The organism is Bacteroidales bacterium (genome assembly GCA_023229505.1).
Lineage (GTDB): Bacteria > Bacteroidota > Bacteroidia > Bacteroidales > JAGOPY01 > JAGOPY01.
Genome location: JALNZD010000007.1, coordinates 84,033 through 100,064 on the forward strand (window position 1 = coordinate 84,033; position 16,032 = coordinate 100,064).

Below are 16,032 nucleotides of genomic sequence, written 5' to 3' on the forward strand. Positions count from 1 at the left end.
AAAACCCACCAATGGTCTTTCTTTGATAACCATTCCTTGATGAATTTTGGTGTTCTATTTGCAATCTCGGGTTAAAAATTCCAGAGCTCCAAATTTCAAATTTCAAGTTTCCAACTGCCTACTGTCAACTGTCAACTGTCAACTACTCTACCTTAATAAACTTCCTCTCCGAATTACCATTTTCTCCATACATCCGAAGTCCATAAACACCTCTGGATAATGTCGACGTATTGATCACAAACTGCTGGTTCCCATCGGTCTGATGGTCATATAAAACCTGTCCGAGCTGGTTTATAATAACGATCCTGCTGTCTGCTGCCTGACCGGCAAAGCGGATAATAAGTTCGTCCTTTACCGGGTTGGGGAAGATACTGAATGAAGGCCCGTTGCCTTCGCCGATTCCCAGGCAGTCATCGATGAAAATATCATAGTTTGCCGTGGTGACGGTGCATCCTTGCGGATCCGTTTCCGTTACCTTCACATATCCTGAGCCCGGATTTCCCCAGTTGACGCTGATCTCATGTGTTCCGGCGCCACTGGCAATAGTACCACCGGCTAATTCCCAGGTATAGGTGTTACCACTATTATCTGCAGTTGAATAAAGTATGCCAAGGTCCTCCTCGCAGACTTCCTGGTCGCCGGTAATGGCAGGCTGCGGTGCAGCATTGACCGTTACGTTAAGGTTATCGGATGGAGGCCCCGAGAAACAGGAATTGACACCCACTACGCTGATAAATGCCATGCCATAAAACGCATCATCCCAGTCGATGATTGCCGTCGTAGTGTTACCTGTGATCATTCCGGCACCTGATGGAGTTAAGGTCCATGAATAAGAAGTTGCGTTAATGGCTCCGTCTGTAGTATAAGTCACATTATTGTGATTGTTGCATTCCTGCGTAGATCCAGTGGGAGTACCCGCCTTTACCGGCTGATGGATCATGTAGATATAAGCGTTACCAATCATGGCATTATCGCAATAATCCGTGTAGGCAAGGCAGGTGTATATCCCCTCCTCCGTTTGGAAGCCAAAGTCGAGCGCGGATCCGGTGCCTGCCATGATCTGGCCGGTGGCATCCCCATCCAGATAAAGTTCGTAATTGACACCTTGCTGGGAGCCATCGAGTGTCAGGTCAAAACCCTCGGCGCCTTCGCAATAACCACCTCCTTCTGAAAGGGTAAATTGATCAGGCGTGAAATGAGCTGTTGCATTGAGCCCCTGAGACCAGGTGCCTGTTCCGCAGCCATTGTCGGCCCTGACTTTGATTGTGTAAGGACCGAGATATCCGGGAGCGAGCGTGAATGGTGCCACTGTATCAGGCCCCGAGATGGTGCCGGCTGCCGGCGGATCTATTGACCAGGTATAAGTTGTAGCCCACTGAACGCTATTGGTCAGGTATTGGAAGCCTGATGAACCCTGGCAGACAACCGTCGGCCCTGTGGGTGTCATGGGTTGTACCGGCGGGGCAATAACCAGGATGTACTCAGGATTAAGCAATGTATCATAAACTTCTCCGTCATAAACAATGAGCCGGACATCATACTGGCCAAGTGCATTATAGGCAATCACAGGATTTTGAACCGTGGAGGTGGGTGGATTTCCACCTTCAAAAACCCAGTTCCAGGAAATGATTTCCCCTAAGGATTGATCTTCATATTCAACCGAAGTGGTGATGCACGGTGTATTGTCTGTGCATTCGAAACCTGCTGTTGCAGGCATTGGCTGAAGATTAGGAATAGCTACTTTATTCCCTTGCAGGATTTCCTTGGTGCCATCATTCTGCAGGAAAGCGACTATTTCACAGTTATTTGTCACCCAATCTGAGCTTATCGTGAACTGAAGGTTGAGAACAACCGTGTTTTCACTGGTAAAATCTACCTGAGTCCCCAGGTGATCAGGTGCCATGAGCCTTTCTACATAATTCAGCTGATTTTGTCCCTGCCATGAATAAACGATTTCAGATTCTGTCAGTGCAAGTTGGGCTGTCAGAGTAGTCCAGGTACCACTTTCTTTCGTTATGACTAACTGAACATCATAAGTTGATCCGGTATGCTGACCGAAAATCTGTATCGTAAAATTGCTCGGAATTACTATTCTTTGCTGGTATAGCGGCAGATAATTAGGATACATACTTTGAGTATTGCTGCCTCCGACATATTCGAGAACTCCGTCGAAATGGGCCGTCGGGTAACCTGGAATGTTATAATAGGCATTTCTTGCATCGGAAGCCGTATTTGTAAACGAATCCCCGTTATGGTATTCGATCACGCCGACCTGGCAGCCGGCCTCGATCAGATCATCAGCGCCCATGGCCGCTCCCGGGCAATATTGGCACCAGGTACCTGTGCCGATCTCCAGTATGACCTGCTGACGGGCTACAGGCTGTGACATCAATCCCAGGCTGATCACACATAAAAAGGTAGAGAAGTAGAGCTTTTTCATAGTTAACTTTTTTTAATTCAGGTTTTTAAAACGATATAAAAGTAAAAAAAATTAAACGATTGATTCAGATAGTCAGATATTTATAAAGATTCTAAATAACCTGATTCGTAATCGGTTACGCTTTTTGAATTGATAAAATTCCCGAACTTAAATTTCAGAACTCAGAACTTATCTAAGTCCCTAACTTAAAATTCAAAACTAACTAAAGTACTTCTTTCACAATCTCCCGGATATTATCAGACTTCCCCATGGTAAAATAATGAAGCGCCGGAACGCCTGCTTTCATGAGCTCTTTGGATTGCATGAGGCACCACTCGATTCCTGCCTGGCGCGCTGCCCGGTTGTCTTTGCATTTTTCAACCTCTTTCTGCAAATCTTCAGGAATGGAAATACCGAAGGTCTTGGGTAAGGTGTTAAGCTGCCCTATCGTTGCGATTGGTTTTAATCCGGGAATGATTGGCACCGTGATCCCGGCCTCCCGGCATTGACTGACGAATTCAAAAAAATTGCGGTTATCAAAAAACATCTGGGTGACAACATACTCGGCGCCGGCATCAATCTTTTCTTTCAGGTGTTTGATGTCGGTTGTCAGGTTCGGTGCTTCGGAATGTTTTTCCGGGTAACCGGCCACACCGACAGTAAAATTTGTCTGGGAATTGTTTACCAGCTCATTATCCTGGTAAATACCTCGGTTCAGGTCCATGATCTGGCGGATCAGGTCGACGGCATATTGGTTTCCGCCTTTTTCGGGTTTGAAGAATTTGTCACCGGGAAGGTTATCTCCCCGGATGACCAGTAGATTGTATATCTCAAGAAAATGAAGGTCGATAAGGCCGTTTTCGGTCTCTTCCCGGTTAAATCCGCCACAAATGATATGCGGGACCACCTCCACTTTGTACTTGTACTTGATAGCTGCAGAAATTCCTACTGTTCCCGGCCGTTTGCGGAGAACTTTCTTCTCTATGTTTCCGTCGGACAGCTCTTTGTATGTGATCTCCTCCCGGTGATAAGTCACTTCGATGAAAGAAGGCTCAAACTCCATCAGCGGGTCAATGGCCCGGTATATGGAATGAATATCGTTGCCTTTCACCGGGGGCAGGATCTCAAAGGTGAAAAGTGGTTTTTTCGATTTTTCTATGGCTTCTACTACTCGCATGGTTTTTTTATGTTTCTCGCAGATATTCGCAGATTTGTACGCTGATAAACGCAGATTTTAAATCTGCGAAAATCTGCATATTTATCAGCGTTAATCTGCGAGAAATTTTATCATATTATTCTTCTAACAAATTCTGTCTTAAATACTTTTTCGCCAATTCAACAGGAATGTTCTTCCTTCTGGCATAATCCTCCACCTGTTCCTCCGAAACCTTTCCAAGGTTAAAATACCTCGAAAATTCATGGCTGAAATAATAGCCGCTAACTGCCGCTGCCGGATACATGGCAAAGTTCTCTGTCAAAGTTATACCCGCATTTTGCTCCGCATCCAGCAAATTAAATATCGTCCTTTTTTCCGAATGCTCCGGGCATCCCGGATAACCCGGTGCCGGCCTTATGCCTTGATATTCTTCCTTTAACAAATTCGACACCGGAATGTTTTCATCGGGTACATAACCCCAGAATTCCTTCCTGACCCGCTCATGAAGCCGCTCGGCAAATGCTTCCGCAAGCCGGTCAGCCATGAACTTGAGCATGAAGCTGCTATAATCATCAAGTGCGTTCTCGTAATGTTTCACCCATTTTTCAATGCCAATCCCAGCCGTGACTGCGAAAATACCAATGTAATCCATGATCCCGGAAGCCTGTGGTGCGATGAAATCTGCCAGGCTGAGGTTTGGAATACCTTCTTCCTTTTTCTCCTGGTTACGGAGAAAATGTAAGGCAGAGAGCTGCTTCTTCCTTTGTTCATCCTTGTAAATTAACACATCTTCACCAACGGACCGGGCAGGATAAAATCCGAAAACCCCATTTGCCTGCAACATCTTTTTTGAAATTACTTCTTCAATCATGTATTGTGCATCGTTAAATAATTTCCTTGCTTCCTCCCCTTTTAACGGGTCATTGAAGATTTCCGGGTATTTCCCCGGGATTTTCCAGGAATGGAAGAAGAAGGTCCAGTCGATATAATTCCGCAATTCCTCTAATGGATAATCAATCAATGAACGATTTCCAATGAAAGCAGGCTTTGTGACCAGTACTTCGTTCCAGTTGATTTTCAGGCGGTTTGCCCTGGCTTCTTCCAGAGTAATGAAGACATCCTCACTTTTCCGGTTTTCGTGCCTGGTCTTCAGCTCTGAATATTTATTACTGATCTCCCTGACATACTTTTCTTTATTCTCGGGAGATAAGAGATTTGAAAGGACCCCCACGCAGCGCGAGGCGTCCCTGACATGAATGACAGGATGATCATATTGTGTGGCGATTTTCACAGCCGTATGGATCTCAGAGGTCGTGGCCCCGCCGATCAGGAGAGGGATATCAAATTTAAGCCGCTGCATTTCTGAAGCCACATGGGCCATTTCTTCCAAAGACGGTGTGATAAGCCCGCTCAGGCCGATCACATCGACTTCCTTCTCTTTCGCCGTCTGCAGGATCTTTTCCGCCGGTACCATCACACCGAGATCAATCACCTCGTAGTTGTTGCATCCCAGCACCACCCCGACGATGTTCTTTCCGATATCGTGCACATCGCCTTTTACAGTGGCAAGTAATATCCTTCGTGAAGTTCCCGGTTCCCGGTTCCCAGTTCCCGGTTCTTGTTTATCTGTATTTTCCCTGACTGCGGACTGCGAACTGCGAACTGCGAACTGCGAACTTTTAGCTGCAGATTCCCTCTTTTCTGCTTGTAGCCATGGCTCCAGCACCGCCACCGCTTTCTTCATCACCCTCGCGCTCTTAACCACCTGAGGCAGAAACATCTTCCCGGAGCCAAACAGGTCGCCCACGATGTTCATCCCATCCATCAGTGGTCCTTCAATTACATCCAGCGACCGCGGATAATGGCTCCTCGCCTCTTCAGTATCCTCCGCGATATGATCCAGGATCCCACGGACCAGGGCATGTTTCAGGCGTTCCTGCACACTGGCCGATCGCCATTCTTCGACCTTTTCCTGCTTATCTGTTTTAGCCTGCATTTTCTCGGCATAAGCGATCAGCCTTTCCGTTCCGTCCTTGCGGCGGTTCAGGATGACATCCTCGGCCAGTTGAAGCAAATCCCCGGGGATTTCATCATAAACCGGCAGGTTCCCGGCATTGACAATCCCCATATCCAGCCCGGCACGGATAGCATGATAAAGAAATGCCGAATGTATCGCTTCCCTTAGGGTATCATTACCACGGAAAGAAAAAGAGAGGTTGCTGATCCCGCCGCTAACCTTGGCATGCGGAAGGTTTTGCTTGATCCACTTCACTGTATTGATGAAGTCGATCGCATAGTTGTTGTGTTCATCCATGCCCGTGCCAATAGTCAGCACATTAGGATCAAAGATGATGTCGGAAGGATGAAAATTTATCTCCTCCGTCAGGATTCGGTAAGCTCTTTTACAAATTTCGGTTTTACGTTCAAAAGTGACCGCCTGTCCCTCTTCATCAAAAGCCATCACGATGACAGCAGCGCCATATTTTTTGATCTTCCGGGCTTTATCTTTAAAAGCCTCTTCACCGTCTTTAAGACTGATGGAATTCACGATGGCCTTACCCTGCAAGCATTTCAGCCCTGCTTCGATCACCGGCCATTTGGAAGAATCGATCATGACCGGCACGCGGGCAATGTCGGGATCGGCAGAAAGCAGGTTCAGGAACCTGACCATCGACTTTTCGGCATCGAGCATGGCATCGTCCATATTGATATCGATCACCTGGGCGCCGTTCTCAACCTGCTGGCGGGCAATGATAAGCGCATCCTCAAATTTCTCGTCCCGTATGAGCCGGGCAAAAACCTTCGAACCGGCCACGTTGGTCCGCTCGCCGATATTAATGAAGTTGCTTCCCGGGAAATACACCAATGGCTCAAGTCCGCTGAGTTTGAGGGAATCAGTCGGTTGGGGAACCGTTCTTACCACAGCATTTTCCGCAATTCTGGCAAACGCCCGGATATGCTCCGGCGTAGTCCCGCAGCACCCTCCAACAATATTGATAAACCGGTTTTCGATAAAGTCTTTTATTTGAGATGACATCTCCTCCGGCGTATCGTCATACTCGCCGAATTGGTTAGGCAATCCTGCATTAGGGTAAACGCTGGTATAGAAAGGGGCCTTGTGGGCGATCTCTTCGACAAACGGCCGTAGTTCCTTTGCGCCAAGAGCACAGTTAAAGCCAATGCTGAATAAGTCGACGTGCGAAACCGAATTGAGGAATGCTTCGACGGTCTGGCCCGAAAGGGTCCTTCCACTTAGGTCGGTGATGGTCCCGGAAACCATTATGGGTATTTTGATTCCGCGTTTTTCAAGCAGGTCTTGTATCGCAAATAAAGCTGCTTTGGCGTTTAGGGTGTCAAAGATAGTTTCGACCAGCAATGTATCGACGACGCCGTCGAGCAAGCCTTCCGCCTGGGTGTAATAAGCATTATAAAGCTGTTCAAAGGAAATAGCGCGGTAACCCGGGTCATTGACATCGGGCGAAAGGGAGGCGGTTTTATTGGTCGGACCAAGTGCGCCGGCCACGAAACGGGGCTTACCAGGGTTCAGGCGGGTGAACTCATCGGCACAGGCTCGGGCAATCTCAGCAGAGGCCCGGTTCAGCTCATAGGCAAGGGACTCCATTCCGTAATCGGCCTGGGAGATCGAATTGGCATTAAACGTATTGGTTTCGATGATATCGGCTCCGGCTTCGAGGTAAGCATGGTGTATTTCCAGGATGATATGCGGTTGCGTAATCGATAGCAGGTCGTTATTGCCTTTCAGGTCGCGGTGATAATCGCGGAACCGCTCCCCCCGGTAATCAGCTTCTGAAAACTTATACCGCTGGATCATGGTTCCCATTGCCCCATCCAGCACCAATACCCGTCTTTTTATTTCGTGGTAAATATCCATTGCGGTATATTAAAACTTGAAATTGGAAATTTGAAAATTATTCAACTTTGAAACATGAACTTTGAACTTTGCCCTTTGAACTTTGAACTGAATACGTAGCGCCTTCACTTCCAGAAACTGGTGAAGGCTCAGCGCATGCACATAGGCAGATGAATGGAGATAGGTAATAATCCGGTCATGGTGTATGGTTTAGACCGCGACAAAGTTAATATTTAAAATGGTTCTAAAGAAAAATATTGAAGACAATGGACGATTTTTCATTTAAATGTTAAATGGTACATCGTCCATGTAAAATCGTCCATGTTCGCGTCCATGTTCGGTGGAGTATACCGGATTCGAACCGGTGGCCTCTACAATGCGAATGTAGCGCTCTAGCCAGCTGAGCTAATACCCCGAAGAGGGTGTGGGTGTGAGGTGTGCAAGTGAAGTGTGGGTGTGAGGTGCAAATTTAATATTATTCTTGTCAGGGATATTTTGAAAAATTCAGCTAAAAAATACTGTAGGTCAATCTGGCACCGATGTTGTTATTCATATAATGCGTAATCTCATCACCATAAATATCATCCGGCAGTTCCTGGTTCTTTTTGGTAAATAAATAGGTACTGTTGATATTTAACGAAAACCTGAGTTGAGGCGAGATATAATAATAGCAGGCCAAATATAAATCGCTATTTACCAGAGTTTTGCCCACATCTTTTTCCGGGTCATCACTAATTTTCTCGTCGCCCCAATATTGATTAAAGCTGGTATTAATACCCAGCCTGAAATGGGTTCGGGAATTCGGATAATACCCGATCGCATAACGAAGCCTTAATTTTAGGTTTGGTGAGTTAAGCCTGCTTTTTAGCTCGTCGGTCAATATGTCCATATCATAGATTTTGCTGTTCATTTGTTGATAGAATAACGAGTACGACAGATCAGCATTCACCGTATGCTGCCAGTAAAGGTTCGCCGGTTTTTCCCATACATATCCGGTCACAAAATCCAGACCCCATGAATTCGTGTAATACTTGCTTTTATGCGTGTAGCTTTCAATGATTTCAGGATTATTAAGTGTATCACGATAGTAATTTTTCGATTCATCTAAAGACAATTCAATACCCGGTACCAGTCCGAATGAAAAACGGCCGCCGGTACTGCGAACCGGGCCGTTGGCATTGTCCCAGTTATCATTCAGCAGGGTGAAATAGCTTGCATCTGATTGAGCTTTCAGGTCCAATACAGTCAAAAAGGAGTCGATGGCCGTAATTTCAGCTATTTTCCTGATTCGTGAATCAAAGAAACGTTGATTTTTGGTTTGGGTAATGAACCGGGCAAGTGCCAGCGTTTCTTCACTGGTTGGCGCCCTTTTCAGGTCGCCTGATTTTCTAAGATCATCCAGGATATATACAGCCAGTCGTGCATCCTGCACCTCTTCAATCCTTCCTTTGCCGATAAGCAGTGGAATAGAGGCTGATAAAGTGTATTCGAAATCTGTTCTTTTGTTAACATAAGGAAGGTATTCCTGGTCGGCTGAATATTTATGAAGTGAATGATTCAACCTGCCATCAAAATTTAAATCGATTTCAGCAAACCGTTTACTTTTGTCGTAAAAACGGTTCACAGTTCGGGCAAGCAGGATAATATTCTGTTGATTGGATTTCTGGTCATCTTCCAGATCATTCGTGACATCCATGTTATTGTTATGGGAGGATAAAACATCGCCATATAGAATGAAATCCTGGTATCCCTGGTAGAATTCGGAATTCTTTGTTGCGTAATAATCAATATCCAATCCGCCGTTAATCCTGTCAGAATTTTTCTTTTCCGTTATTCCCCTTTCAATCTCTTGTTTATAATAATTGTTATTACCTCCAAGTGCAAAACCGAGATCAAGCTTTTGCCAGCGATAGTCCGGATTTTTATAATCCGAAAGGCGGAATTGATCCTGGGCAAAAGAAAGATGGGAAAACACAACCACGATAACGGAAAGCAGTAAAAAAGCTTTCCCGGACTTTTTGAACGTTTTCATTTTAATAAATTTGGTTCGTTTAATAATTACTAATAATAGCATATCCGGGGTACCGGATGGATGGAAAAACTACAATAATCGAACCAAATTGTCTCCTACAGCGGGTTCGCCGTCATCTTCACCTTGAATTTGAACTTGCACACGAAATCGATCGGAGCGCTGCTGGCCGTGCCAACATTTTTAACAAGTGCCTTGTGCGGGCTATTCTTGATCAGTCCGGCAAAACGATCAATCCCGGCCTGGTTCACGGTGAGGGGTATCGGGTTGTTCAGGATTGACTGAAGATCCTGATCGGCAACAGTACATATAATTTCTTCCCCCGCCCCAAATTCATCAGCAACCGACAATGTTGAACTGACGATCTTCTGCCCGGTAGGACCGTTGAAAGAGGTCAGCCAGACCGTGATTTCGGTGATTTCGATTTTCGTGATCTTGTCGCCATAATCGGCAATTACAGAACTATATACGGCTGCATCAAAGATTTCTTCATCACTAAATGCGGCAGTTGCAGAATTGGCCACAAACTCTATTTCAAATTCAAGATCCTCGGTAATATCGAGCTTGTCACAACCAGTGTTAATGGTAAGTGATAGTAAAACAAAAAGTGACAGAAAGATTCCTTTTTTCATAGCTGTTTGATTTAAAAGTTAGAATAATCGGTTTTAATTATTAAACAATACTCCGGTAAAATTTTAAGCAGCTAACCTCCCGATGCTCAAACACTCATCATATAACAGACGGATTTTTTCGCAACTCAGGTCGAGAGCTAACTTTGAAAAAATAAAATCAGTGATATATTGGTTGAAATACATTGTTTTAACATCAAGCATAGAAAAGCTTTCCCGTTGTTCTTTCGGAATGGGAAGATAATGGAGAGCTTTTGCTAAAGAAACTGTAGTAAGCGATGCATTCACATGGAAGTTTATCTTATTTACACTCCTTGCCTGGCAGTTTTCCAGACCTGCGAAGTTTTTTGCATCGCGAAACAAAAACTCAATTTGAAATCGCTGTTTGTAATAAAGCAAGATTTTTTCAGGGCTCAAACTCAGATCAATTGAAAACAGGATGGCATGACCTTTTGCATAATTGTCCTGGCCGTAGTGTTCAATATAAACAATCCGAACCTGTCGTTTTAAACTAATGCTGTAAACAATGCCTGAAAACACACATGTATTCTCATCTATGTCAAAGCAATACCTGATTCTGCGGCGATCAATGAAATTTGTGTTCACTTTTCCGGCATATAGTTTGGGTCGCCCTCTGCCGATATGCTTGGGGCCATGGTATGTATATCGAAGGTTAGCATCCGGTCTGAACTTACTGATGACCTGGAGATGGGAGTTTTCGGTTATACCGTTAATAAACTTTACTTTTGCGAAGTACCCGTCAACGGCAAGGTATTTAATGTTCAGTTTCTCTGCTTCTTTTACACGGTTTAAAATGACACCAAGGTGATGATCGATCGAGTTTTCTTCCCGGTTTATGTCCTTTGGGATCAAAGGTGTCTGGACAGCTTCCAGCGAGAAGGCAGTGGCATTGGCAATATCAACAACAGCAACAGACCCGATCTCAATACCCCGCTTCACTGCTTGTGCTGTCCCGCTCCAAAAGTTGCCGACATGAGGCGTTTTCTTCCCACTCTTCGAAAGGTAAGACGGGTCGTAAGCCAATATAAGCTCCTTCGAACAGCTTTCCAGAATCAGTTCCGTGTTGAAGGCTGCAAAATCAAACGATTTTTCCATTTGGTTCCGGTAGGTCTTTTCTTCGTAGCTGCCATACCTGGCCATGTTAATAAAGTTGTATTTGCCTCGGAGTCCCATGTAAAGGATCAAAATGTGTTGAATAAATTTTTGTGTAGGTTTGGTAGTTTTGCCAATCTTTGCTATTATTGCAGTGATAAGGCTTTCAGCTTTATTGAGAAGCATTTTGTTTTGTCGTTTTGGTTAACAACAAAGCAGATGCTTTTCTCTTTTGGCTTCAGCCTATCAAGCAGGTTTTTACAAACATGTCATTGTTAAATTCATTGTTAAATTTTTACCGGAGTATTGATTAAACAAATTTAAAAAAATAGATAAGGAAGAATATATAATTAACATTTATTTACCAAAGTTCTCCCTGATTTTCCGTGTTTAAGAAATGGTGTCATATGTGTTTTACCACAAAGGCGCATTAAGAAAATCTGCGTGTATCTGCGTCCTGATCTGCGAGAATCAGCGAGAAACAATCAAAATCACATATTTTGTTTCTATTTTATGAAACGCAAGGTATATTTTAATGTAAATTTGAATTTGCTATTACATAGCTCCCGTTATAAAGAAAAGATATGAAGGTTTCTAATTTTATCCTGATTGCGATGGTTTCTATCCTTTTATCATTCCTTCTTGTCTTCTGTGATAAGAACGACAGCCCCGACAATACCCATGATCCGTCGAACCTGACGGTAACAGTCGTATCCATCAATAACGAAACCGGGGAAGTGGTTATCCAGGCCATTGCAGACAATGCGGTGCAATACCAGCTGTTTGTGGGGAATGCTGACGCGCCGGCAGAGGTTAATGAAACGGGTTATTTTGAATACACCTTTGAAGGCGATGGGCAATACGATATTACCGTAAGGGCTTATGGAGAATCCGGCAGGTATATCAAAGCGAACAGGACCATAACAATTTCGGTGTTGCCAAATGAACAGGTACCATTGGATAGCGGCTATTTCAGCCCGGTAACGTATGACGGCTACACGCTGGTCTGGCAGGATGAATTTAACGGAAGCAGTGTCAATGTAGAAAACTGGACCTTCGAGACCGGCGGCAACTGGTTCAACAACGAGCTGCAATATTACCGTGAGGAGAATGCCTGGGTGGCCGATGATGTCCTGACCATTGAAGCCAGGAAAGAAAATTACGGGGGCAACAACTACACTTCTGCCAGGATGATCACGCAAAATAAAAAATCATTCAAATACGGACGGGTGGATATCAGGGCGTTATTACCTGAAGGACAGGGCCTATGGCCGGCGTTATGGACGCTGGGCAACAATATCAGTAACGTTGGCTGGCCCAAATGCGGCGAAATTGATATCATGGAAATGATCGGAGGATCAGGCAGGGAAAAAACGGTACACAGTACGCTGCATTGGGACGACGGCAACGGCTATGCCAGCTATGGACTAAGCTATACCTCAACCGGTAAAAATTTCCACGAGAAATATCATGTCTTTTCGATTGTCTGGGACGAGAACCAGATCATGTCCTTCGTCGATAATCAGCAGTATTTCACTATCGATATCACGCCTCCGGCGTTAAGCGAGTTCCACAATGAGCATTTCTTCATTTTCAACGTGGCCGTCGGAGGAATCTGGCCGGGAAATCCCGATGCTTCCACCATATTCCCCCAACAAATGAAGGTGGATTATATCCGTGTGTTTCAAAAATAATAGTAATCATTAACAGCTAAGCAGATGAAGGAACATTTTTACAAATTAATTTTTCCCGTCATTTTCATTTGTCTCACAACCGGTTTAATTGCCCAAAAGCAAACCGTTACCGGAACTGTGAACGATGGCATTACTGAGACGGGCATACCTGGTGCTACTGTACTGGAAAAGGGCACAACCAATGGCACCATCACCGATGTAAAAGGCAATTACAGCCTTACGGTTTCGAGTGATAAAGACACCCTGATATTCTCTTTTATCGGGTATAAAAAAATTGAAATACCTATCAACGGGCGTGCGATAATCGATGTAAATCTGTATTCTGACCAGACAGAGCTCGATGAAGTCGTGGTCATCGGTTACGGCACGCAGAAGAAGAAAGTCGTTACCGGCGCCATTGCCACGGTGGATGCAGAGCAAATAGGAAAAATCCCGGTTCTTCGCGTCGAGCAGGCCATGCAGGGCCAGGCGGCCGGGGTGCAGGTGACGCAGATGTCGGGCCAGCCCGGTGAAGCACCTACGGTGCGTATCCGCGGAACTGGCACTACCATGGATTCTAACCCGCTGTACGTTGTCGATGGCATGGTTGTAGGCGGGCTTGACTACCTCAACCCGAGCGACATCCAGTCGATCGATGTGCTGAAAGATGCCGCTTCCGCTGCCATATACGGGGCCAGGGCTGCCAATGGCGTGGTGCTCATCACGACGAAAGGAGGAAAAGCCGGTGGCGGAACCAGCCTGAATTTTTCGACCTATTACGGCATCCAGAACGTCGGCAAAACCATTGAAATGATGGATGCGGACCAGTACCGCATGCTGATGAACGAAGGAGCAAGAAATGCCAACCAAACCGAACCTTTCGACCTGAATGAAGTATCAAATGCTAATACCGATTGGCAGGAGCTCCTCTTCACCAAGAATGTCCCGATCATGAATTATGATCTCAGCATTGCAGGTGGTAATGATAAGACTACTTATGCTTCCTCGGTCTCGTATTTTTCACAACAGGGTATCATTGGCGGTGAAAAGTCACAGTTTGACCGTATATCAGCAAGGCTGAACGGCGATGTCAAAGCTACCAATTGGTTTACTTTCGGGAGCAACCTCGCTTATTCGTACCTGTACAGGAGGGGTATCGCAAGCAACCAGTCATTTAACGGGGCATACAGCAGCGCCTTGAATCTCGACCCACTGACCCCGCTGTACGAAACCGATACGGCTGAGCTCAACGACCAGCCATATTCAACCCAGCCGGTTGTAACCACCTCCGATGGAATGGTTTACGGTATTTCCGATTTAGTCGGTGCAGAAGTCGTGAATCCGATGGCGTTACTGGAAATCCAGACCGGTGAGACCCGGGTTGATAAATTCGTGGGGAACATCTACGGAGAAATTACCTTTATTGAAGGATTGAAATTCAGGTCAAGTCTTGGATCCGACCTGGCGTATGTCCACTGGGACACCTACACTCCGCTTTATTACCTCAATGACGCCCAGAAAAATGTTAATAAGACGACGGTCTACAAGAGCATGGAGCGTTTTTTCAACTGGCAGTGGGAAAATACATTGTCTTACAGCAAGAAGATAAAGGATCACAATTTCTCTGCACTTGTCGGCACAACAGCAAAAGAAGACAATTCTGAAAACCTCAACGGGTTCAATGCCGATGTCCCGCTCACTGATCCCGACAATGTTTACCTGGACATGGCCACCGATAGCGCCTGGAGAGCCCGTGGCGGTGCAAGTTCTTATGCTTTGTTCTCGGTGTTCGGCAGGGTCACCTATGACTATAAGAGCAGGTATGCCTTTACCGGGATCATTCGTCGTGACGGCTCTTCAAATTTCGGACCGAACAACCGTTACGGATGGTTCCCGTCATTGGGAGTGTCCTGGATGCTGACCGAAGAGAGCTTCATGCCGAAGCTTGGACCGGTGGACTTCCTGAAGTTAAGGGCTTCATGGGGTATCAATGGTAACGACAGAATTGGCTATTACCAGTATGTATCAACCATTGACAAAAGCCGTGGCTACATCTTCGGCGGCGGAAGTCAGACAGGCGCTTCACCTGGATATATTGAAAATGCCGATATCAAATGGGAGGAGTCTGAGCAGATTGATGTCGCCCTCGATGCAGGCTTGTTCAACAACAGGCTGACTGCAACGGTCGATTACTACATCAAAAATACCAAAGACCTGCTGGAAAGTATTGAGATCCCCGGGTATGTCGGCAACAATCCCCCAGTCGCCAATGTAGGAAGCGTTCAGAACAAAGGTGTTGAAATGTCTGTCAACTGGAGGCATTACGTGAAGAAGATCCATTACTATGCCGGTGTGAATGCTGCTTACAACAAGAACAAGATGACTAAGATCGGTAACGAGCAAGGCGAACTCTGGGGTGCATCCTGGGCAATTGCAGGCCCTGTTGAACGTTGTGAAGAAGGAATGCCGATTGCTTACTTCTATGGCTACAAAACCGATGGTATCTTCCAGAATCAGAACGAAATCTACCAGCATTACGGTAGTAACGGTATCCCCTTGCAACCCAATGCAGTTCCGGGAGATGTCAGGTTTGTGGATGTCAATGGGGATGACAAGATTGATGATCAAGACCGCACTTTCATCGGAAACCCGTCTCCTGAGTGGACCCTCGGTATTAATGGAGGTATCGAATACATGAACTTCGATCTCTCATTCCTGTTCACCGGTGCTTTTGGCCACCAGATCTTCAACGGGGCGCAGCGCCAGGACCTCCTCTACACCAACAGGCCGGTTTCAGCGCTTGACCGTTGGACGGGCGAGGGGACATCAGATGATATCCCGCGGTATACCTGGAGTGATATCAATAAAAATTACCAGGTATCTGATCTTTATATTGAGAATGGCGATTACCTGCGTCTTAAGAATATCCAGATCGGGTATACCCTTCCGAAAAAATTCCTGGAACGCATCAAAAGTTCATCCTGGAGATTTTACATCTCTGCTGAAAACCTCGTCACCATTACAGGATACAGCGGGGCTGACCCTGAAATCGGTGCCATGAGTTCATTAAATATCGGCATCGACCGCGGTATTTACCCGGCTGCCGTGACGTTCAGGTTTGGAACAAGCATTTCATTCTAAT

8 protein-coding genes and 1 tRNA gene are annotated in these 16,032 nt (G+C 45.7%); 2 read left to right on the forward strand and 7 right to left on the reverse strand.

What is annotated here, in order from left to right:
• Positions 1–142: 142 nt before the first annotated feature.
• The 7 genes from M0Q51_04270 to M0Q51_04300 form a co-directional block, all read right to left on the reverse strand.
• On the reverse strand, positions 143–2,440 hold the full coding sequence (locus M0Q51_04270; protein MCK9399200.1) for a PKD domain-containing protein: 2,298 nt from the start codon (positions 2,438–2,440) through the stop codon (positions 143–145).
• Positions 2,441–2,642: 202 nt separating this feature from the next.
• The gene (gene metF / locus M0Q51_04275; GenBank protein ID MCK9399201.1) at positions 2,643–3,596 is read right to left on the reverse strand and encodes a methylenetetrahydrofolate reductase [NAD(P)H]; all 954 of its coding nucleotides are present in this window, start codon (positions 3,594–3,596) and stop codon (positions 2,643–2,645) included.
• 115 nt (positions 3,597–3,711) lie between these two features.
• Positions 3,712–7,467, reverse strand: coding sequence for a methionine synthase (gene metH, locus M0Q51_04280; GenBank protein ID MCK9399202.1), 3,756 nt, complete (start codon positions 7,465–7,467; stop codon positions 3,712–3,714).
• A 320-nt stretch (positions 7,468–7,787) separates the two neighbouring features.
• A tRNA-Ala gene (locus M0Q51_04285) sits at positions 7,788–7,861 on the reverse strand.
• Positions 7,862–7,954: 93 nt separating this feature from the next.
• Positions 7,955–9,478, reverse strand: coding sequence for a hypothetical protein (locus tag M0Q51_04290; protein ID MCK9399203.1), 1,524 nt, complete (start codon positions 9,476–9,478; stop codon positions 7,955–7,957).
• 95 nt (positions 9,479–9,573) lie between these two features.
• Positions 9,574–10,107, reverse strand: a complete 534-nt coding sequence (locus M0Q51_04295; protein MCK9399204.1) for a hypothetical protein — start codon at positions 10,105–10,107, stop codon at positions 9,574–9,576.
• Between the two features lie 63 nt (positions 10,108–10,170).
• The gene (locus tag M0Q51_04300; GenBank protein ID MCK9399205.1) at positions 10,171–11,403 is read right to left on the reverse strand and encodes a transposase; all 1,233 of its coding nucleotides are present in this window, start codon (positions 11,401–11,403) and stop codon (positions 10,171–10,173) included.
• A gap of 398 nt (positions 11,404–11,801) precedes the next feature.
• On the opposite strand from M0Q51_04300, the gene M0Q51_04305 reads away from it, so the two are divergent.
• Together M0Q51_04305 and M0Q51_04310 are read left to right on the forward strand one after the other, a co-directional pair.
• The gene (locus tag M0Q51_04305) at positions 11,802–12,911 is read left to right on the forward strand and encodes a glycoside hydrolase family 16 protein (protein ID MCK9399206.1); all 1,110 of its coding nucleotides are present in this window, start codon (positions 11,802–11,804) and stop codon (positions 12,909–12,911) included.
• Positions 12,912–12,935: 24 nt separating this feature from the next.
• Positions 12,936–16,031: a TonB-dependent receptor gene (locus M0Q51_04310; GenBank protein MCK9399207.1), complete on the forward strand. Its 3,096-nt coding sequence runs from the start codon at positions 12,936–12,938 to the stop codon at positions 16,029–16,031.
• Position 16,032: the final 1 nt, after the last annotated feature.

Excerpts from the sequence above, each read along its gene's own strand:
- M0Q51_04270 (MCK9399200.1), bottom strand. The coding sequence starts at position 2,440 with ATGAAAAAGCTCTACTTCTCTACCTTTTTATGTGTGATCAGCCTGGGA.
- M0Q51_04300 (MCK9399205.1), bottom strand. The coding sequence starts at position 11,403 with ATGCTTCTCAATAAAGCTGAAAGCCTTATCACTGCAATAATAGCAAAG.
- M0Q51_04295 (MCK9399204.1), bottom strand. The coding sequence starts at position 10,107 with ATGAAAAAAGGAATCTTTCTGTCACTTTTTGTTTTACTATCACTTACC.
- metH (MCK9399202.1), bottom strand. The coding sequence starts at position 7,467 with ATGGATATTTACCACGAAATAAAAAGACGGGTATTGGTGCTGGATGGG.
- M0Q51_04290 (MCK9399203.1), bottom strand. The coding sequence starts at position 9,478 with ATGAAAACGTTCAAAAAGTCCGGGAAAGCTTTTTTACTGCTTTCCGTT.
- M0Q51_04305 (MCK9399206.1), top strand. The coding sequence starts at position 11,802 with ATGAAGGTTTCTAATTTTATCCTGATTGCGATGGTTTCTATCCTTTTA.
- metF (MCK9399201.1), bottom strand. The coding sequence starts at position 3,596 with ATGCGAGTAGTAGAAGCCATAGAAAAATCGAAAAAACCACTTTTCACC.
- M0Q51_04310 (MCK9399207.1), top strand. The coding sequence starts at position 12,936 with ATGAAGGAACATTTTTACAAATTAATTTTTCCCGTCATTTTCATTTGT.